The organism is Pseudomonas bharatica CSV86, from assembly GCF_000319305.2.
Taxonomy (GTDB): Bacteria; Pseudomonadota; Gammaproteobacteria; order Pseudomonadales; family Pseudomonadaceae; genus Aquipseudomonas; species Aquipseudomonas bharatica.
This window is the reverse complement of the sequence record NZ_AMWJ02000002.1, coordinates 1,344,536-1,362,920: the sequence shown is the minus strand read 5'-3', so window position 1 is coordinate 1,362,920 and position 18,385 is coordinate 1,344,536. Positions and strand designations below refer to the sequence as shown.

Sequence of the window (18,385 nt, the reverse complement as noted above, 5' to 3'; positions counted from 1 at the left end):
AGGGGCGCGATTATAGCGGTAATGCGCGAAAGCCTCACCTGCGGATTGGTCGCAGGCTGTCCGTTTGAGCGATTTGTGCCATCGCGGTTCCCTTTGGCGATGGCACGAAAATGCCTGTACCGGGCCTGAACAGGCAGCGCGATGGCCTTGGGAAGGCCTTGCCAGCGGTGCTATAGTTCGCCACCAGTTCGGCCTGCTCGATTATTGCGTGTCTCCAAGAAGGGGCCGTGCGTCTGAGCTCAAGGCTGCATCGCAAGGAGTCTAGATGAGCGTTGATAACGCCTACGCGGTCGAGTTGAAGGGCGTGACCTTCAAGCGCGGCTCGCGCAGCATCTTCAATAATGTCGACATACGCATTCCCAAGGGCAAGGTCACCGGCATCATGGGACCTTCCGGCTGTGGCAAGACCACGCTGCTGCGCCTGATGGGCGCCCAGCTGCGACCGGCCAGCGGTGAAGTGTGGGTGGCCGGGCAGAACCTGCCGACCCTGTCGCGCAGCGATCTGTTCGACGCGCGCAAGCAGATGGGCGTGCTCTTCCAGAGCGGCGCGCTGTTTACCGACCTCGACGTGTTCGAGAACGTTGCGTTTCCGTTGCGCGTCCACACCCGCCTTTCCGAGGAGATGATTCGCGACATCGTTCTGATGAAGCTGCAGGCGGTCGGCCTGCGCGGCGCCATCGAACTGATGCCCGACGAGCTCTCCGGTGGCATGAAGCGCCGCGTGGCGCTGGCCCGGGCGATCGCCCTGGATCCGCAGATCCTCATGTACGACGAGCCTTTCGTCGGCCAGGACCCGATCGCCATGGGCGTCCTGGTACGCCTGATCCGCCTGCTCAACGATGCGCTTGGCATCACCAGCATCGTGGTTTCCCATGACCTGGCGGAAACCGCCAGCATCGCCGACTACATTTATGTGGTGGGCGACGGCCAGGTGCTTGGCCAGGGTACCCCGGCAGAGCTGATGGACTCGGACAACCCACGCATCCGCCAATTCATGAAGGGCGACCCGGACGGACCGGTGCCTTTCCATTTTCCTGCGCCTGACTACCGCGCCGATCTGTTGGGGAAGCGTTAGATGCGCAGAAAATCCTTGCTTGAACGTATCCGCCGTTTCGGCCGTTCGGCCATCGACGTGGTCGCGGTCATGGGGCGCTCCTGCCTGTTCCTGTTGCACGCGCTGGTCGGGCGCGGCGGTATCGGTGGCGGCTTCCAGCTGCTGGTGCGCCAGCTCTATTCGGTAGGCGTGCTGTCCCTGGCGATCATCGTCGTGTCCGGCATGTTCATCGGCATGGTCCTGGCCCTGCAGGGGTTCAGCATCCTGACCAAGTATGGTTCGGAGCAGGCGGTGGGGCAGATGGTCGCCCTGACCCTGCTGCGCGAACTGGGGCCGGTAGTCACCGCGCTGTTGTTCGCCGGGCGTGCCGGTTCCGCGCTGACCGCCGAGATCGGCAACATGAAGTCCACCGAGCAGCTTTCCAGCCTGGAAATGATCGGTGTCGACCCGCTCAAGTACATCGTCGCCCCGCGCCTGTGGGCCGGCTTCATTTCCCTGCCGCTGCTGGCGATGATCTTCAGCGTGGTGGGCATCTGGGGCGGCTCGTGGGTCGCGGTGGACTGGCTGGGGGTCTATGAAGGCTCATTCTGGGCGAACATGCAGAACAGCGTGTCGTTTACCGATGACGTGCTCAACGGCGTGATCAAGAGCGTTGTGTTTGCCTTCGTCGTCACCTGGATTGCCGTTTTTCAAGGCTATGACTGCGAGCCCACCTCAGAGGGGATCAGTCGGGCCACCACCAGAACCGTGGTCTATGCCTCGCTGGCAGTCCTTGGCCTGGACTTTATTCTGACCGCCCTGATGTTTGGAGATTTCTGATGCAAAACCGCACCCTGGAAATCGGTGTCGGCCTGTTCCTTCTGGCCGGGATCCTGGCGCTGATCCTGCTGGCCCTGCGTGTCAGTGGCCTGTCCGCCAGCCCTGGCAGCGATACCTATAAACTTTATGCGAATTTCGACAATATCGCCGGTTTGACGGTCAGAGCAAAAGTGACCATGGCCGGTGTGACCATCGGCAAGGTCACGGCCATCGATCTGGACCGCGATACCTATACCGGTCGGGTGACCCTGCAACTGGACAAGAGCGTGGACAACCTCCCGGTCGACTCCACTGCATCGATCCTGACCGCCGGGTTGCTCGGCGAGAAGTACATCGGCATCAGCGTCGGCGGGGAAGATTCCGTGCTCAAGGATGGCGGCGTGATCCATGACACGCAGTCGGCGCTGGTCCTGGAAGATCTGATTGGCAAGTTCCTGCTCAATACCGTAGGCAAAGAAGCTAAATAAGGAGTTTCCATGATTTCCATCCTGCGACGCGGCCTGCTGGTGTTGCTGGCGGCCCTGCCCATGCTGGCACTGGCGGCACCGGGTCAATCGGCCCATGACGTGATTCAGGGCACCACCACCCAGCTGCTCAACGACCTCAAGGCCAACAAGGAGCAGTACAAGGCCAATCCTGGCCAGTTCTACGATGCGCTGAACAACATCCTCGGTCCGGTCGTGGATGCCGACGGCATTTCGAAGAGCATCATGACCGTGAAATACTCGCGTCAGGCCAGCCCGGCGCAGATGCAGCGCTTCCAGGAAAACTTCAAGCGCAGCCTGATGCAGTTCTATGGCAACGCCCTGCTGGAGTACAACAACCAGGGTATCGTGGTGGATCCGGCCAAGGCCGAGGATGGCGATCGCGCCAGCGTCGGCATGAAGGTCACCGGCACCAATGGTGCTGTCTATCCGGTGCAGTACACCTTGCAGAAGCTCAATGGCGAGTGGAAGGTGCGCAACGTGATCGTCAACGGCATCAACATCGGCAAGCTGTTCCGTGACCAGTTCGCCGACGCCATGCAGCGCAACGGCAACGACCTCGACAAGACCATCGACAACTGGGCCGGCGAAGTCGCCAAGGCCAAGGCGGTCACCGAGGATGCGGCGGAGAAGCAGGCGCAATGAGCCTTGGCAGCGTGCAGTTGGCCGAGCCGGGAGTGCTGAGCCTGGCCGGCATTCTCGACTATCGCTCCGGTCCGGACCTGCGCAAGCAGGGCGCCGCGCTGATTGCATCGAGCAAGGCCGAGGCGCTGGTGCTCGATTGCACCGCGGTGGAACAGTCCAGCAGCGTCGGCCTGTCCTTGCTGCTGGGCTTTATCCGTGACGCCCAGGCCGTCGGTAAACACTGCGCAATCCGCGGCATGCCCCACGGCATGCGGGAAATCGCGGAAGTCTATGGCCTGGACGACATCCTGGCATTGCAGTGATCGAGTAAGCGAAACGAAGCCCCTCTGTCAGAGTCCTCGTCAACGGGGTTCGCAGGCGAGGGGCTTTTTTGTATGATGGCCGACCCGCGCGCACAGGGCGCCGATTGAGGTTGAGCATGCAGGCCGTAGAAGTTAAGAACTTCCTTGAAGAAAAGTTGCCGGGAACCCGGGTCGAAGTTGAAGGCGAAGGCTGCAACTTCCAGTTGAACGTGATCAGCGACGAAATCGCGGCCCTGAGCCCGGTCAAGCGTCAGCAGCAGATCTACGCTCACCTTAATCCGTGGATCACCGATGGCCGCATCCACGCGGTCACCATGAAATTTTTCAGCAGCGCAGCCTGGGCTGAGCGCACCTGAGCCACCTGTGGCGGCGAGAGTTCAAATGGACAAACTGATTATTACTGGCGGCGCTCGTCTCGACGGCGAGATCCGTATCTCCGGCGCGAAGAACGCGGCCCTGCCGATTCTGTCGGCCACTTTGCTGTGCGATGGCCCGGTCACCGTTGGCAACCTGCCGCACCTGCACGACATCACCACCATGATCGAGCTGTTCGGGCGCATGGGCATCGAGCCGGTGATCGACGAGAAACTCTCGGTGGAGATCGATCCACGCACCATCAAGACCCTGGTCGCGCCGTACGAGCTGGTCAAGACCATGCGCGCCTCGATCCTGGTGCTGGGCCCGATGGTCGCCCGTTTCGGCGAGGCCGAAGTGGCCCTGCCTGGTGGTTGCGCCATCGGTTCGCGTCCGGTCGACCTGCACATCCGCGGCCTCGAGGCCATGGGCGCGAAGATCGAAGTGGAAGGCGGCTACATCAAGGCCAAGGCGCCTGAAGGTGGCCTGCGCGGTGCGCACTTCTTCTTCGATACCGTCAGCGTGACCGGTACCGAGAACATCATGATGGCTGCTGCCCTGGCCAAGGGTCGCAGCGTCCTGCAGAACGCCGCGCGCGAGCCGGAGGTGGTCGACCTGGCCAACTTCCTGATCGCCATGGGCGCGAAGATCCAGGGTGCCGGTACCGACACCATCACCATCGATGGCGTCGAGCGCCTGGGTTCGGCGACCTACCGTGTCATGCCCGACCGTATCGAGACCGGCACCTACTTGGTCGCCGCTGCCGTTACCGGCGGTCGCGTCAAGGTCAAGGACACCGATCCGACCATCCTCGAAGCCGTCCTCGAGAAGCTCAAGGAAGCCGGCGCGGAAATCACCACCGGCGAAGACTGGATCGAACTGGACATGCACGGCAAGCGGCCCAAGGCCGTCAACCTGCGTACCGCACCGTACCCGGCGTTCCCGACCGACATGCAGGCGCAGTTCATTTCCCTCAACGCGATTGCCGAAGGCACTGGCGCGGTGATCGAGACGATCTTCGAAAACCGCTTCATGCACGTCTACGAAATGCACCGCATGGGCGCGCAGATCCAGGTCGAGGGCAACACTGCCATCGTCACCGGGACCAAGGCCCTGAAAGGCGCCCCGGTCATGGCCACCGACCTGCGGGCCTCTGCCAGCCTGGTATTGTCGGCACTGGTTGCCGAGGGCGACACCCTGATCGACCGCATCTACCACATAGATCGCGGCTACGAATGCATCGAGGAAAAACTGCAGATGCTTGGCGCGAAGATCCGTCGCGTACCGGGCTAGCCTGCACCAGGCGCAGGGACGCGCCGACACTGCCGTACCGAACTGATCGCCGCCGGTTGCTCGTACAGGGCCGGCGGCTTCAAGCCGCATAAGGACCGACGTTTCATGTTGACCATCGCGCTGTCCAAGGGCCGCATTCTCGACGATACCCTGCCGCTGCTGGCGGAAGCGGGCATCGTGCCCACCGAGAATCCGGACAAGAGCCGCAAACTGATCATCCCCACGACCCAGGACGACGTGCGCCTGCTGATCGTGCGGGCCACCGACGTGCCGACCTATGTCGAGCATGGTGCCGCCGATCTGGGTGTGGCCGGCAAGGATGTGCTGATGGAATACGGCGGCCAGGGCATGTACGAGCCGCTGGACCTGAACATCGCCCGCTGCAAGCTGATGACCGCCGGTGCCATCGGCGCCCCGGAGCCCAAGGGCCGCCTGCGCGTCGCCACCAAGTTCGTCAATGTTGCCAAGCGCTACTACGCCGAGCAGGGCCGCCAGGTCGATATCATCAAGCTCTACGGCTCGATGGAGCTGGCGCCGCTGGTCAACCTCGCCGACAAGATCATCGACGTCGTCGATACCGGCAACACACTGCGGGCCAACGGTCTTGAGCCCCAGGAACTCATCGCCACCATCAGCTCCCGCCTGGTGGTCAACAAGGCATCGATGAAGATGCAGCACGCCCGTATCCAGAGCCTGATCGACACCCTGCGCCAGGCCGTGGAGTCGCGACACCGCGGCTGACCATGCGCGCGGCTTTTAGCCGCGCCCGTCTATCCGCGTCATAGCCAATTTTCTCGGGTGCCCGCGCGGATGGTCTGGTAGCTTCAGGGCGCCTGAGCATTCGCCAAATAACCGAGGCCTTAGCTATGACCACGTCCACCGCAATTCGCCGACTCAATGCCGCTGACCCGGATTTCGCCCGACATCTGGATCATCTGCTGAGCTGGGAAAGCGTGTCTGATGACGCGGTGAACCAGCGGGTCCTCGACATCATCCAGGCCGTGCGCGAGCGCGGCGACGCAGCGCTGGTGGAGTTCACCCAGCGTTTCGATGGCGTCGACGCCAAATCCATCGATGACCTGATTCTCGGCCGCGAGCGCTTGGAACTGGCCCTGACCCGCATCACCGCGGAGCAGCGCCAGGCCCTGGAAAAGGCTGCCGAGCGCGTGCGCCTGTACCACGAGCGGCAGAAGCAGGATTCCTGGAGCTACACCGAGGCCGACGGCACCGTCCTCGGCCAGAAGGTCACCCCGCTGGATCGTGCCGGCCTTTACGTGCCGGGCGGCAAGGCGTCGTATCCGTCCTCCGTGCTGATGAACGCCATTCCGGCCAAGGTCGCCGGGGTCAGCGAGGTGGTGATGGTGGTGCCGACCCCGCGTGGCGAGGTCAATGAACTGGTCCTTGCCGCGGCCTGCATCGCCGGTGTCGATCGCGTCTTCACCATTGGCGGTGCCCAGGCCGTCGCGGCCCTGGCGTATGGCACCGAGAGCGTCCCGCAGGTGGACAAGGTGGTCGGTCCGGGCAACATCTATGTCGCCACCGCCAAGCGTCACGTGTTCGGCCAGGTCGGTATCGACATGATCGCCGGCCCGTCTGAGATCCTCGTGGTCTGTGATGGCCAGACCGATCCGGACTGGATCGCCATGGACCTGTTCTCCCAGGCCGAGCACGACGAGGACGCCCAGTCGATTCTGGTCAGCCCCGACGCCGATTTCCTCGAGCGTGTCGCCGCCAGCATCGACAAGCTGCTGCCGACCATGGACCGCGCCGGGATCATCCGCACCTCCATGGAAGGGCGTGGCGCACTGATCCAGGTCCGCGACATGGAGCAGGCCATCGAAGTGGCCAACCGCATCGCGCCGGAGCACCTCGAGCTTTCTGTCGCCGACCCACAGGCCTGGCTGCCGAAGATCCGTCATGCCGGTGCGATCTTCATGGGCCGCCACACCAGCGAAGCCCTGGGCGACTACTGCGCCGGCCCGAACCACGTGCTGCCGACCTCCGGTACCGCGCGGTTCTCCTCGCCGCTGGGGGTCTACGACTTCCAGAAGCGTTCGTCGATCATCTTCTGCTCCGAACAGGGGGCTTCCGAACTGGGCAAGACCGCATCGGTCCTGGCCCGCGGCGAGTCCCTCAGCGCCCACGCGCGCAGTGCCGAATACCGCATCCTTGCCGATAAAGAGGGCAACTGAACATGAGCAAATTCTGGAGCCCCTTCGTCAAGAACCTGGTGCCCTACGTACCGGGCGAACAGCCGAAGTTGACCAAACTGGTCAAGCTCAACACCAACGAAAACCCGTATGGCCCTTCGCCGAAAGCGCTGGAAGCCATGCGTGGCGAACTGGGCGAGAACCTGCGCCTGTACCCGGACCCGAACAGCGACCTGCTCAAGCAGGCCGTCGCTCGCTATTACGGCGTGCAGCCCAACCAGGTGTTCCTCGGCAACGGCTCGGACGAAGTGCTGGCGCACATCTTCCACGGCCTGTTCCAGCACGACGCACCGCTGCTGTTCCCGGACATCAGCTACAGCTTCTATCCGGTGTACTGCGGCCTGTATGGCATCAAGTCGGCACCGGTGGCGCTGGACGCGCAGTTCCAGATCCGCGTCGAAGACTACAGGCAGCCGAACGCCGGGATCATCTTCCCCAACCCGAACGCGCCGACCGGTTGCCTGCTGGCCCTGGACGCCATCGAGCAACTGCTCAAGCTCAACACCGAGTCGGTGGTGGTGGTGGATGAGGCCTATATCGATTTCGGCGGGCAGACCGCGATCAGCCTGGTGGACCGTTACCCGAACCTGCTGGTGACCCAGACCCTGTCCAAGTCGCGCTCGCTGGCGGGGCTGCGGGTTGGCCTGGCGGTCGGGCATCCGGACCTGATCGAGGCGCTGGAGCGGATCAAGAACAGCTTCAACTCCTATCCGCTCGATCGTATCGCCATCGTCGGCGCCACTGCGGCGTTCGAGGACCGCGGGTATTTCGAAGAGACGTGCAACAAGGTCATCGCCAGTCGCGAGAGGCTGGTGGCCGAGTTGACCGCGCGTGGCTTTGAGGTGCTGCCGTCTGCGGCCAACTTCATCTTCGCCCGTCACCCGCAGAAAGATGCTGCCGGCATCGCTGCGGCGCTGCGTGAGCAGGGTGTGATCGTGCGGCACTTCAAGCTGCCGCGGATCGACCAGTTCCTGCGTATCAGCATCGGTACCGAAGAGCAGAACCAGGCGTTGCTCGACGCCCTGAACTGACCTTAGGGCCTCATCGCTGGCAAGCCAGCTCCACAGGGTGGGAGCTGGCTTGCCAGCGATGAGGCCCGAAAGCTCAACCTTTATCTCCCTCCCGATTTGCAATTCTCTGAAACAACCCGTTAACCTTGCCCTCTCTGAATTCATCCGATGATTGGATGTAATAACCCAATGCTCATCAAACGCTCCCTGGTCGAACAAGCCGTCGAACAGCTGCGCCAGCGCATCACCCAGGGCTTCTGGGCCGTTGGCCAGCGCCTGCCCACCGAGCCCGAACTGGCTGCCGAACTCGGTATCAGCCGCAACACCGTGCGTGAAGCCATGCGCGTGCTGGCCTTCAGCGGCCAGGTGGAGATCCGCCAGGGCGATGGCAGCTACCTGCGCACCGCCTCCGATCCGTTGTCGGCGGTGCAGGCGCTGTCGGCCTGCAGCCTGGAACATGCCAGGGAAGCGCGGCACCTGCTGGAAGCCGAAGCCATCGGCCTGGCCGCGCTGCGTCGTACCGAGGCGGACCTGGCCGGATTGCACGAGGCGCTCAGGCACAGCAGCAACCATTTCCATGGCGAGCTCGACGACTACATCCGCTGCGACCTGGTCTTCCACCAGCGCCTTGTGGACGCCGCGCACAACCCGGCACTCAGCGAGCTGTACCGCTATTTCTCCAGTGTGGTGGCGATGAAGCTGGAACACAGCATGAGCCACACCCCGCGCAAGCAGGCGGTATTCGACCTGCACGTACAAATCCTCGACGCCGTCGAGCGACAAGATCCGGAACGGGCCAAGACCCTCAGCCGGACGTTGATCAATGAACCTTGAACTTTCGAGACTGCCATGGGCCAAGACCTTCCCACCAAGCCGACGCCCCACGGGCCGGTGCTTGACGAATTGCTGATCGACGCCGAAGTCGACGATGCCGAACTGCAGCCGCCTGCCCGACAACCCAGCGCCTGGCTGCTTCTGCTCGGCCTGGTGTTGGTGGCGCTGAACCTGCGTCCGGCGCTGTCGAGCATGGCCCCGGTCCTCGGTGATGTGTCCCGCAGCCTGGGCCTGAGCGGTTCCCAGGCCGGTTTGCTGACGACCTTGCCGGTACTGTGCCTGGGCCTGTTCGCGCCCCTGGCACCGCTGCTGGCACGGCGTTTCGGCAGCGAGCGGGTGATCCTCGGCGTGCTGCTGTGCCTGGCTGGCGGCATTGCCTTGCGCAGCAACCTTGGCAGCTTCGGCATCTTCGCCGGCAGCCTCATCGCGGGTGCCAGCATCGGGGTGATCGGTGTTCTCCTGCCGGGCATCGTCAAGCGCGATTTTCCGAGCCATGCCGGCAGCCTGATGGGCGTCTACACCATGGCCCTGTGCCTGGGCGCGGCGCTAGCGGCGGGGGCGACGGTGCCGCTGGGGCATCACTTCGGCGATGACTGGCGCCTCGGGCTTGGCGTCTGGCTGGTTCCAGCGCTGCTGGCAGCCTTGATCTGGTTGCCACAGGCCCGTCAGGGCCACGGCGCGCATCATGCCGCGTTCCAGGTGCGCGGCCTGTGGTGCGACCGCCTGGCCTGGCAGGTCACGCTGTACATGGGGTTGCAATCGTCGCTGGCTTATATCGTCTTCGGCTGGCTGCCGTCGATCCTTATCGGTCGGGGCCTGAGCCCTGTCGAAGCGGGCCTGGTGCTGTCCGGCTCGGTGATCGTGCAATTGCTCAGCGCACTGACCGCGCCGATGCTGGCCACCCGCGGCAAGGACCAGCGCCTGGCGATCGTTATCGTCATGCTGCTGACCCTGGTCGGTCTGTTCGGCTGCCTGTACGCGCCGCTCGGCGGGTTGTGGGGCTGGGCCGTGGTGCTTGGCATCGGCCAGGGCGGCACCTTCGCCCTGGCCCTGACCCTGATCGTCCTGCGTTCCCGGGACGCCCATGTCGCAGCCCATCTTTCGAGCATGGCCCAGGGCGTCGGTTATACCCTGGCCTCGGCCGGACCGTTCGCGGTGGGACTGGTGCACGACCTATCCGGCGGTTGGAATGCGGTGGGCTGGATCTTCGCGGTCATCGGCACCGGTGCCATCGGCTTCGGGTTGCTGGCCGGCCGCGCACGGTATGTCCGGGTGAGCAGCGAGCGGATCTGAAGTCGCGCCATTCGTCCGGTTGATGGCACTGGTCTTGTGCTGCCAGCCGGACTATCGTGCATCGCTCGATCCTTCCGGTGATGGAACCCGCCATGAGCGATGCCAACAGTGCCCTGATCAACCGTTTCTACCAGGCCTTCCAGCGCCTGGATGCCGAGGCGATGGTCGCTTGCTACAGCCCCGATATCGTCTTCAGCGACCCGGCCTTCGGCACCTTGCGCGGCAAGGATGCTGGCGATATGTGGCGCATGCTGACCAGCCGCGCCAAGGACTTCTCCCTGACCTTCGATAACGTCCGCGCCGACGAGCGTGGCGGCTCGGCGCATTGGGTAGCGACCTACCTGTTCAGCCAGACGGGACGCGTGGTGGTCAACGATATTCGCGCCACTTTCGTCATCCGCGATGGCCTGATCGTCGAACACCATGATGTCTTCGATTTCTGGCGCTGGTCCCACCAGGCACTGGGCACTCCAGGGTTGCTGCTGGGCTGGACGCCATTCCTGCGCAACAAGGTCGGCCAGCAGGCGCTCAAGGGCCTGCGCGCGTTCCAGAGCGGGCGCTGAGGCGGTAAGCTGTCGGCTTCTGCCGTCAGACCTTTCAGTTCACCGTGACCGACGCCGCCGCCCCCGTTCTCCCTGAAAAGCCTTGGTACGTCTATCTCGTGCGGGCCGCCAACGGCTCGCTGTACTGCGGCATCAGCGACAATCCCGAACGCCGTTTCGCGGCTCACCAGAAAGGCCAGGGCGCTCGCTATTTCAGCACCAGCCCGGCGGTGGCGCTGGTGTACGTCGAGCAATGGCCGGACAAGTCGCAGGCCCTGCGTCATGAACGCCTGATCAAGCGCTTGCGCAAGAGCGCGAAGGAGGCACTGGTGGCATCCTTCGCCGGAGTATCCGTTTAAAGGTTGCAGTTCATGTTCTTCAACGCTTCGGTCGTACCCTCGGGGCGCTTGGGCTCCAGCGTGATGATCGCCGGTCGTGCCGGCAGTGCCAGTTGGCAGGCCAACTGAGCGCGCATGCCGCTGACGATATGGGCGGGGCGTGGATAGTTTTTGGCCTGTACCAGTGCCGCGTTCTGCGTGGCATCGGTGGTAAGGACCGGGTGGTCTCCCCATTTCTCGTCCCGGTAATGGCGGGCAGCGATCTCATTGAACAGGTTGTTCAATTGGCTGGGCGGGATAGTTTTCGCGCAATCGTTGAGCTCGACCTGCAGGCTGTCCAATTGAGTGGCGAAGTAGGCGCCTTTGCGTTCGGTTTTCCAGGCAGAGCTTTTGATGAAGCCCGGGCACCGATCGGGTTCGCTGACAGGCTGGATCACTTGATCCACGGTGTCGAAGCCAAAGTGCGGATTGGCCGCCATGGTCTGCGGCAGGTTCAGCTTGACCAACGGCAGGTACTGCCTGGCTGCCAGCCACCATTCGATCTGCCCGGCCCGGGCACCCTCCAGGCCCGAGGTGTCGGACACCGGAGGCGCTGTGTAGAAGACGCTTTCCACCGGAGGGTCGAAGGGCGGATTGTTGCCCCAGGTGGCGATGCGCAGTTCGTTCTGCACGGCGAACAGGGTCTCGCCGCCCAGGTTGCGGGCATTGATGCTGGCCATGAAGGCCGGGCCGGCATGGGCGTTGCGACGGTCGCGAATGTCGAAGGCGCAGATCTCGCTGTACAGCACCTTGTCGGAACGGAATCTCCTGTACCAGTCTTCCCCGGTCATGATGCCCAGCACGTCGCAGTAGTCCTGCACCTCGGGGTTTTGCACATGATCCCCGCAGCCGCGATCGTTGCGGTTATCCGTGCCGCCATCGTTGGGGAAGGCGCAGAGCACCTCGTAAGTTTGGTTGTTTGGCCGGTTGAGCAAGACCGGTAACAGGGTGAAGCCCCTGTTGCGGCCAAAGACCAAGGTCTTGAACTTGGCATCGTTGCGCAGGTACGAGGCGGAGATCGCGCCGGACTTGATGTTCTTTTCCTGGGGGACCCAGAACCTGGGATCGTCGGTGGCCCTGACTATGACCCCGGTGCAGAGAACGGCGGGCATCGACAGCGCGCCGCAATTCACTCTCTGGTCGGTGAGACGAACGTTCATGGCATTGACCGTATCCTCGCCGGGGCCGGCGAGGGTGGTACCCGAGGCGAGTACGGTCGTCAGTGCAAGAAGTGTCGCGAGTGTCTTCATCGTTCACCCCGGCAAGCGAAGGTTGACTGGCAGGAAGTCACCACGAGCGGGACATGAGGCCGAGATTGCCGGTGGTGACAATCTCAGGCTAAGGAGGCGGACATAGGCTCAGCTACTGACAAAAATGCCAGTTCGGACCGGCGGTTCAGTCCTTGCGGCGTTTCAACTGGTCGGTCAATTGGGTCGGCAGGCCCTTGATGATCAGGGTTCCGGCCTCCTCGTCGTACTCGATCTTGGAACCCAGCAGATGGGCCTCGAAGCTGATCGAGAGGCCCTCGGCGCGGCCGGTGAAGCGGCGGAATTGATTCAGGGTACGCTTGTCCGCCGGAATCTCCGGTGACAGGCCGTAGTCCTTGTTACGGATATGGTCATAGAAGGCTTTCGGCCGGTCTTCGTCGATCAGGCCGGAGAGTTCTTCAAGGGTCACCGGCTCGCCGGCGCGGGTCTGGCTGGTGGCGTAGTCGACCAGGGTCTGGGTCTTCTCGCGGGCGGCTTCCTCGGGCAGGTCCTCGCTCTCGACGAAATCGCTGAAGGCCTTGAGCAGGGTGCGTGTTTCGCCCGGACCGTCGACCCCTTCCTGGCAGCCGATGAAGTCGCGGAAGTAGTCCGAGACCTTCTTGCCGTTCTTGCCCTTGATAAAGGAAATGTACTGCTTGGAGTTCGCGTTGTTGCGCCACTCGGAAATATTGATCCGTGCCGCCAGGTGCAACTGGCTGAGGTCCAGGTGACGGGACGGGGTGACATCCAGCTCGGCGTTCACCGCCACGCCTTCGCTGTGGTGCAGCAGGGCGATGGCCAGGTAGTCGGTCATGCCTTGCTGGTAATGGGCAAACAGCACGTGCCCGCCGACCGACAGGTTCGACTCTTCCATTAGCTTCTGCAGGTGTTCCACCGCGATGCGGCTGAATTCGGTGAAGGTCTTCTCGCTATCGAGGTATTCCTTCAGCCAGCCGCTGAAGGGGTGGGCGCCTGACTCGGCATGGAAGAAGCCCCAGGCCTTGCCCTGCTTGGCGTTGTAGCTGTCGTTCAGGTCGGCCAGGAGGTTTTCGATGGCGGTCGATTCTGCCAGTTCGGAATCGCGCGCGTGCAGGACTGCTGGGCTGCCATCGGGTTTCTTGTCGATCAGGTGGACGATGCAGTGACGGATCGGCATGGAATTCTCGGCTCGGTGAGGGTATGGCGCGGGGCCGGGCAAAGTTGCCAAGTGTAACCTAGCTGGAGCCCGGGACGGGGTTCTGTAGCGCATGCGAAGGATCAAGGTTCGTTTTTCCTTCCCTTTTTTGCGATATTTTGTGTAACCCCCGAAAAACCTGCACTTTTGCCTTGGGCGAAGCGGATATTTATCCATTCCTGTGGTAGTTTTGCCCGGTCTTGCGCCCCCCTTAAGGCGCATTGCTGGCAGACCGCTGGCGTCACGTCGAACCAATCGCATTTTTATGTATCTACATACGCGATTGGCAAAATGGAAGTACCCCGGGTTTCCGCACTACGAAACCGGAATCGACGGCTGACACGGCACTCTGCAAACTCACTGAATTTGATTAGGGAAGGAACACCACCATGGCATTGACCAAAGACCAACTGATCGCCGATATCGCTGAAGCTATCGACGCGCCGAAAACCACCGCGCGTAACGCTCTGGAGCAACTGGGCCAGATCGTTGCTGATCAACTGGAAAACGGCAGCGAAATCACCCTGCCAGGCATTGGCAAGCTGAAAATCACCGAGCGTCCTGCCCGTACCGGTCGCAACCCTTCGACTGGCGCTGCCATCGAAATCGCTGCCAAGAAAGTCGTCAAGTTCGTGCCAGCCAAAGTGCTGACCGACGCTGTTAACAAGTAATTGTAAGCAGCACGAAAAAACCGCATCCGGCGCGAGCCTGATGCGGTTTTTTTATACCTGCCGGAAGTTGGTTATTTCCAGCGTTGCTCGCGCCAACGCTGGCGAGTGTCCGCATCCTGGAAAGTCCAGGCCACCAGGCGGCTCTGTTTCTGCCCCTGGCCCATCTCCATCACCCGCTGCTCCACGGCGCCAGCCTTCTTCAGCGCGGCTTCGATGCCGGGCAGGTTGGATGCCTTCGACACCAGGCTGCTGAACCACAGCACCTGCTGGCCCAAGGCCTTGCTCTCCTGCACCAATTGGGTGACGAAACGAATCTCGCCGCCCTCGCACCACAACTCGTTGTTCTGCCCGCCGAAGTTCAGCACCGGCAGCTTGCGCTTCGGATCGGCCTTGCCCAGGGCGCGCCATTTGCGCTGGCTGCCCCGGGTAGCTTCCTCGCGAGAGGCGTGGAAGGGTGGGTTGCACAGGGTCAGGTCGAAGCGCTCGTCGGCAGCCAGCAGGCCGCTGAGGATGTGCTTGCGGTTGCCCTGTTGGCGCAGGCTGATGAACTTGCCCAGGCCATTGGCCTGGACGATGGCCTTGGCCGAAGCCAGGGCGACCGGGTCGATATCCGAGCCGGCGAAGCGCCAACGGTAATCGGCATTGCCCAGCAGCGGGTAGATGCAGTTGGCGCCGACGCCGATGTCCAGAACCTGGATCTGCGCGCCACGAGGGATCTCCCCGGCGTTTTCCTCGGCCAGCAGATCGGCCAGCGCATGCAGGTAATCGGCACGGCCGGGAATCGGCGGACACAGGTAGTCGGCGGGAATATCCCAGAACTGGATGCCGTACTGGGCCTTGAGCAGCGCCCGGTTGAACACCCGCACCGCTTCCGGGTCGGCGAAGTCGATGCTCGGCTTGCCATGGGGGTTGGTGATGGTGAAGCGCGCCAGTTCCGGGCTGCTCTTGATCAACTGGGGGAAGTCGTAGCGGCCTTGATGGCGATTGCGTGGGTGCAGGCTGGGTTTGTTCATGGTCATTAATACAAGAGCGGGCCAGGCCCGCTCTCAAGGGTTACCGCATGATGTGTTGGCTTGACGCAGACCTGTGGGAGCTGGCTTGCCAGCGATTACGTCAGTGAATTCACCATCGTCATCGCTGCGGTTCGGCGCTCCGACAAGCCAGCTCCCACAGGGGCCGCGGCGCTGTCGCCTTGTTTAAAGAGCTGCGATCCGCGCGTGCTGCTCGGTGAAGTTGGCCAGGGCCTGTTCGGCTTCGGCCAGCTTGGCGCGCTCCTTTTCGATCACCGCAGGTGGTGCCTTGTCGACGAAGGCGGCGTTGGACAACTTGCCGCCGACTCGCTGGACCTCGCCTTGCAGACGCTGGATTTCCTTGCTCAGGCGTGCCAGCTCGGCATCCTTGTCGATCAGGCCGGCCATCGGCACCAGCACTTGCAGGTCACCCACCAGCGCAGTGGCACTCAGCGGCGCTTCGTCCTGTTCGCCGAGCACGGTGAACGACTCGATCTTCGCCAGTTTCTTCAGCAGGGCTTCGTTCTCGACCAGGCGGCGCTGGTCATCGGCACTGGCGTTTTTCAGGAACAGTTGCAGCGGCTTGCCCGGGCCGATGTTCATCTCGCCGCGGATATTGCGTACCCCGAGCATCAGTTCCTTGACCCACTCGATATCGGCTTCGGCGGCGGCGTCGATGCGGCTTTCGTTCGCAACGGGCCATGGCTGCAGCATGATGGTCTTGCCGTCGATGCCGGCCAGCGGCGCCAGGCGCTGCCAGATTTCCTCGGTGATGAACGGCATGAACGGATGGGCCAGGCGCAGCGCTACTTCCAGCACGCGGACCAGCGTGCGACGGGTGCCGCGGGCGCGCTCGACCGGGGCGTTCTCGTCCCACAGCACCGGCTTGGACAGCTCGAGGTACCAGTCGCAGTACTGGTTCCAGATGAACTCGTAGAGGGCCTGGGCGGCCAGGTCGAAGCGGAACTGCTCCAATTGGCGGGTCACTTCGGCTTCGGTGCGCTGCAACTGCGAGATGATCCAGCGATCGGCCAGGGACAGCTCGTAGGCCTCGCCGTTCTGGCCGCAGTCTTCGCCCTTGTCCAGCACGTAGCGAGCGGCGTTCCAGATCTTGTTGCAGAAGTTGCGATAGCCCTCGACGCGGCCCATGTCGAACTTGATGTCACGACCGGTGGACGCCAGCGAGCAGAAGGTAAAGCGCAGGGCATCGGTACCGTAGCTGGCGATGCCTTCAGGGAACTCGGCCTTGGTCTGCTTGGCGATTTTCTCCGCCAGCTTCGGCTGCATCAGGCCGCTGGTGCGTTTTTCCAGCAGTGCATCGAGGGTGATGCCATCGACGATATCCAGCGGGTCGAGGACGTTGCCCTTGGACTTGGACATCTTCTGGCCCTGGCCGTCGCGCACCAAGCCATGGACGTAGACGGTCTTGAACGGTACCTGCGGGGTGCCGTCCTCGTTCTTCACCAGGTGCATGGTCAGCATGATCATCCGGGCGACCCAGAAGAAAATGATGTCGAAGCCGGTGACCAGCACGTCGGTGGAGTGGAAGGTCTTGAGGAATTCGGTCTGCTGCGGCCAGCCGAGGGTGGAGAAGGTCCACAGGCCGGAGCTGAACCAGGTGTCGAGGACGTCGTTGTCCTGATTCAGGACCACGTCGGCGCCGAGGTTGTTCTTCGCGCGGACTTCTTCTTCGCTGCGACCGACGTAGACCTTGCCGGACTCGTCGTACCAGGCCGGGATGCGATGGCCCCACCACAGCTGGCGGCTGATGCACCAGTCCTGGATGTCGCGCATCCAGGAGAAGTACATGTTCTCGTACTGCTTGGGCACGAACTGGATACGGCCGTCTTCCACGGCGGCGATGGCAGGCTCTGCCAGCGGCTTGGTGGAGACGTACCACTGGTCGGTCAGCCACGGCTCGATGACGGTGCCCGAGCGGTCGCCCTTCGGCACTTTCAGGGCGTGGTCGTCGACGCTGACCAGCAGGCCCAGCGCTTCGAAGTCGGCAACGATCTGCTTGCGCGCGGCGAAGCGGTCGAGGCCGGCGTACTTGGCCGGCAGGCGCGCGTCGATGGACTCGTTGAGGCTGCCGTCAAGGTTGAACACTTGGGCGTTGGCCAGGACCGCCGCGTTCTTGTCGAAGATGTTCAGTAGCGGCAGGTTGTGGCGCTTGCCGACTTCGTAGTCGTTGAAATCGTGGGCCGGGGTGATCTTCACGCAGCCGGTGCCGAACTCGGGGTCGCAGTAATCGTCGGCGATGATCGGGATGCGTCGGCCGACCAGCGGCAGCTCGACGAACTTGCCGATCAGTGCCTGGTAGCGCTCGTCGTTCGGGTTCACGGCCACGGCAGCGTCGCCGAGCATGGTTTCCGGACGGGTGGTGGCAACCACCAGGTAGTCCTGGCCCTCGGCGGTTTTCGCGCCGTCGGCCAGCGGGTAGCGCAGGTTCCACAGGTGGCCTTTCTCGTCGTGGTTTTCCACTTCGAGGTCGGAGATCGCCGTGTGCAGCTTGGTGTCCCAGTTGACCAGGCGCTTGCCGCGGTAGATCAGGCCGTCCTCATGCAGGCGCACGAAGGCTTCCTTGACCGCTTCGGACAGGCCGTCATCCATGGTGAAGCGCTCGCGGCTCCAGTCCACCGAGGAGCCCAGGCGGCGGATCTGGCGGCTGATGTTGCCACCGGACTGATCCTTCCATTCCCAGACCTTTTCCAGGAACTTCTCGCGGCCCAGGTCGTGGCGGTTCTGGCCCTTGGCTTCCAGTTGACGCTCCACCAGCATCTGCGTTGCGATACCGGCGTGGTCGGTGCCTGGCTGCCACAGGGTGTTGCGGCCTTGCATGCGGCGGAAGCGGATCAGGGCGTCCATGATCGCATTGTTGAAGCCGTGGCCCATATGCAGGCTGCCGGTGACGTTCGGCGGCGGAATCATGATGGTGTACGACTCGCCTGCGCCTTGCGGGGCGAAGTAGTTCTCGGACTCCCAGGTGTTGTACCAGGAGGTTTCGATGGCGTGCGGCTGGTAGGTCTTATCCATTGCGCGGGGGACCCTATGGCATTTATTCGGGA

At 62.9% G+C, this 18,385-nt stretch carries 19 protein-coding genes; 15 read left to right on the top strand and 4 right to left on the bottom strand.

Annotation, left to right across the window (positions count from 1 at the left end):
* The first annotated feature begins 265 nt into the window (after window positions 1-265).
* From CSV86_RS20095 to CSV86_RS20030, 14 genes are all read left to right on the top strand, one after another.
* Window positions 266-1,075 (top strand): ATP-binding cassette domain-containing protein, encoded by an 810-nt coding sequence (locus tag CSV86_RS20095; RefSeq protein ID WP_009398231.1) that lies wholly within the window; start codon window positions 266-268, stop codon window positions 1,073-1,075.
* Window positions 1,076-1,873: a lipid asymmetry maintenance ABC transporter permease subunit MlaE gene (gene mlaE / locus CSV86_RS20090; protein WP_009398233.1), complete on the top strand. Its 798-nt coding sequence runs from the start codon at window positions 1,076-1,078 to the stop codon at window positions 1,871-1,873.
* Window positions 1,873-2,340 carry an outer membrane lipid asymmetry maintenance protein MlaD gene (mlaD, locus tag CSV86_RS20085; protein ID WP_009398235.1) on the top strand — a complete coding sequence of 156 codons (468 nt, stop codon included), beginning with the start codon at window positions 1,873-1,875 and terminating at the stop codon, window positions 2,338-2,340. Before mlaE ends, mlaD begins: the two co-directional genes overlap by 1 nt.
* A gap of 9 nt (window positions 2,341-2,349) precedes the next feature.
* Window positions 2,350-3,003 carry an MlaC/ttg2D family ABC transporter substrate-binding protein gene (locus CSV86_RS20080; protein ID WP_009398237.1) on the top strand — a complete coding sequence of 218 codons (654 nt, stop codon included), beginning with the start codon at window positions 2,350-2,352 and terminating at the stop codon, window positions 3,001-3,003.
* Window positions 3,000-3,305 (top strand): STAS domain-containing protein, encoded by a 306-nt coding sequence (locus CSV86_RS20075; protein ID WP_009398239.1) that lies wholly within the window; start codon window positions 3,000-3,002, stop codon window positions 3,303-3,305. Before CSV86_RS20080 ends, CSV86_RS20075 begins: the two co-directional genes overlap by 4 nt.
* A gap of 116 nt (window positions 3,306-3,421) precedes the next feature.
* On the top strand, window positions 3,422-3,661 hold the full coding sequence (locus tag CSV86_RS20070; protein ID WP_009398240.1) for a BolA family protein: 240 nt from the start codon (window positions 3,422-3,424) through the stop codon (window positions 3,659-3,661).
* Between the two features lie 25 nt (window positions 3,662-3,686).
* Window positions 3,687-4,952, top strand: coding sequence for a UDP-N-acetylglucosamine 1-carboxyvinyltransferase (murA, locus tag CSV86_RS20065; protein WP_009398241.1), 1,266 nt, complete (start codon window positions 3,687-3,689; stop codon window positions 4,950-4,952).
* Window positions 4,953-5,057: 105 nt separating this feature from the next.
* Window positions 5,058-5,693, top strand: a complete 636-nt coding sequence (hisG, locus tag CSV86_RS20060; protein WP_009398242.1) for an ATP phosphoribosyltransferase — start codon at window positions 5,058-5,060, stop codon at window positions 5,691-5,693.
* 125 nt (window positions 5,694-5,818) lie between these two features.
* Window positions 5,819-7,144, top strand: a complete 1,326-nt coding sequence (gene hisD / locus CSV86_RS20055) for a histidinol dehydrogenase (RefSeq protein ID WP_009398243.1) — start codon at window positions 5,819-5,821, stop codon at window positions 7,142-7,144.
* A gap of 2 nt (window positions 7,145-7,146) precedes the next feature.
* On the top strand, window positions 7,147-8,193 hold the full coding sequence (gene hisC, locus CSV86_RS20050) for a histidinol-phosphate transaminase (RefSeq protein WP_009398245.1): 1,047 nt from the start codon (window positions 7,147-7,149) through the stop codon (window positions 8,191-8,193).
* 168 nt (window positions 8,194-8,361) lie between these two features.
* Window positions 8,362-9,006, top strand: coding sequence for a FadR/GntR family transcriptional regulator (locus CSV86_RS20045; protein ID WP_009398247.1), 645 nt, complete (start codon window positions 8,362-8,364; stop codon window positions 9,004-9,006).
* Between the two features lie 15 nt (window positions 9,007-9,021).
* A complete protein-coding gene (locus tag CSV86_RS20040) occupies window positions 9,022-10,299 on the top strand; it encodes a CynX/NimT family MFS transporter (RefSeq protein WP_009398249.1) in 1,278 nt (425 codons plus the stop codon).
* 92 nt (window positions 10,300-10,391) lie between these two features.
* The gene (locus CSV86_RS20035) at window positions 10,392-10,862 is read left to right on the top strand and encodes a nuclear transport factor 2 family protein (protein WP_009398251.1); all 471 of its coding nucleotides are present in this window, start codon (window positions 10,392-10,394) and stop codon (window positions 10,860-10,862) included.
* A gap of 44 nt (window positions 10,863-10,906) precedes the next feature.
* A complete protein-coding gene (locus CSV86_RS20030) occupies window positions 10,907-11,200 on the top strand; it encodes a GIY-YIG nuclease family protein (RefSeq protein ID WP_037059931.1) in 294 nt (97 codons plus the stop codon).
* Here CSV86_RS20030 and CSV86_RS20025 read toward each other — a convergent pair.
* Together CSV86_RS20025 and yejK are read right to left on the bottom strand one after the other, a co-directional pair.
* Window positions 11,197-12,468: a hypothetical protein gene (locus CSV86_RS20025; RefSeq protein ID WP_158487711.1), complete on the bottom strand. Its 1,272-nt coding sequence runs from the start codon at window positions 12,466-12,468 to the stop codon at window positions 11,197-11,199. The two genes, CSV86_RS20030 and CSV86_RS20025, sit on opposite strands and share 4 nt — an antisense overlap.
* Before the next feature lie 145 nt (window positions 12,469-12,613).
* Window positions 12,614-13,621 (bottom strand): nucleoid-associated protein YejK, encoded by a 1,008-nt coding sequence (gene yejK, locus CSV86_RS20020; protein ID WP_009398255.1) that lies wholly within the window; start codon window positions 13,619-13,621, stop codon window positions 12,614-12,616.
* A gap of 407 nt (window positions 13,622-14,028) precedes the next feature.
* Here yejK and CSV86_RS20015 point away from each other — a divergent pair, with 407 nt between their 5' ends.
* Complete coding sequence (locus CSV86_RS20015) at window positions 14,029-14,310, top strand: HU family DNA-binding protein (protein WP_009398256.1); 282 nt, start codon at window positions 14,029-14,031, stop codon at window positions 14,308-14,310.
* 71 nt (window positions 14,311-14,381) lie between these two features.
* On the opposite strand, the gene rlmF is transcribed toward CSV86_RS20015, so the two are convergent.
* On the bottom strand, window positions 14,382-15,329 hold the full coding sequence (rlmF, locus tag CSV86_RS20010; RefSeq protein WP_037059933.1) for a 23S rRNA (adenine(1618)-N(6))-methyltransferase RlmF: 948 nt from the start codon (window positions 15,327-15,329) through the stop codon (window positions 14,382-14,384).
* A gap of 177 nt (window positions 15,330-15,506) precedes the next feature.
* Entirely contained in the window at window positions 15,507-18,353 is a 2,847-nt protein-coding gene (locus CSV86_RS20005; RefSeq protein ID WP_009398260.1) for a valine--tRNA ligase, read from the bottom strand.
* Window positions 18,354-18,385 lie beyond the last annotated feature (32 nt).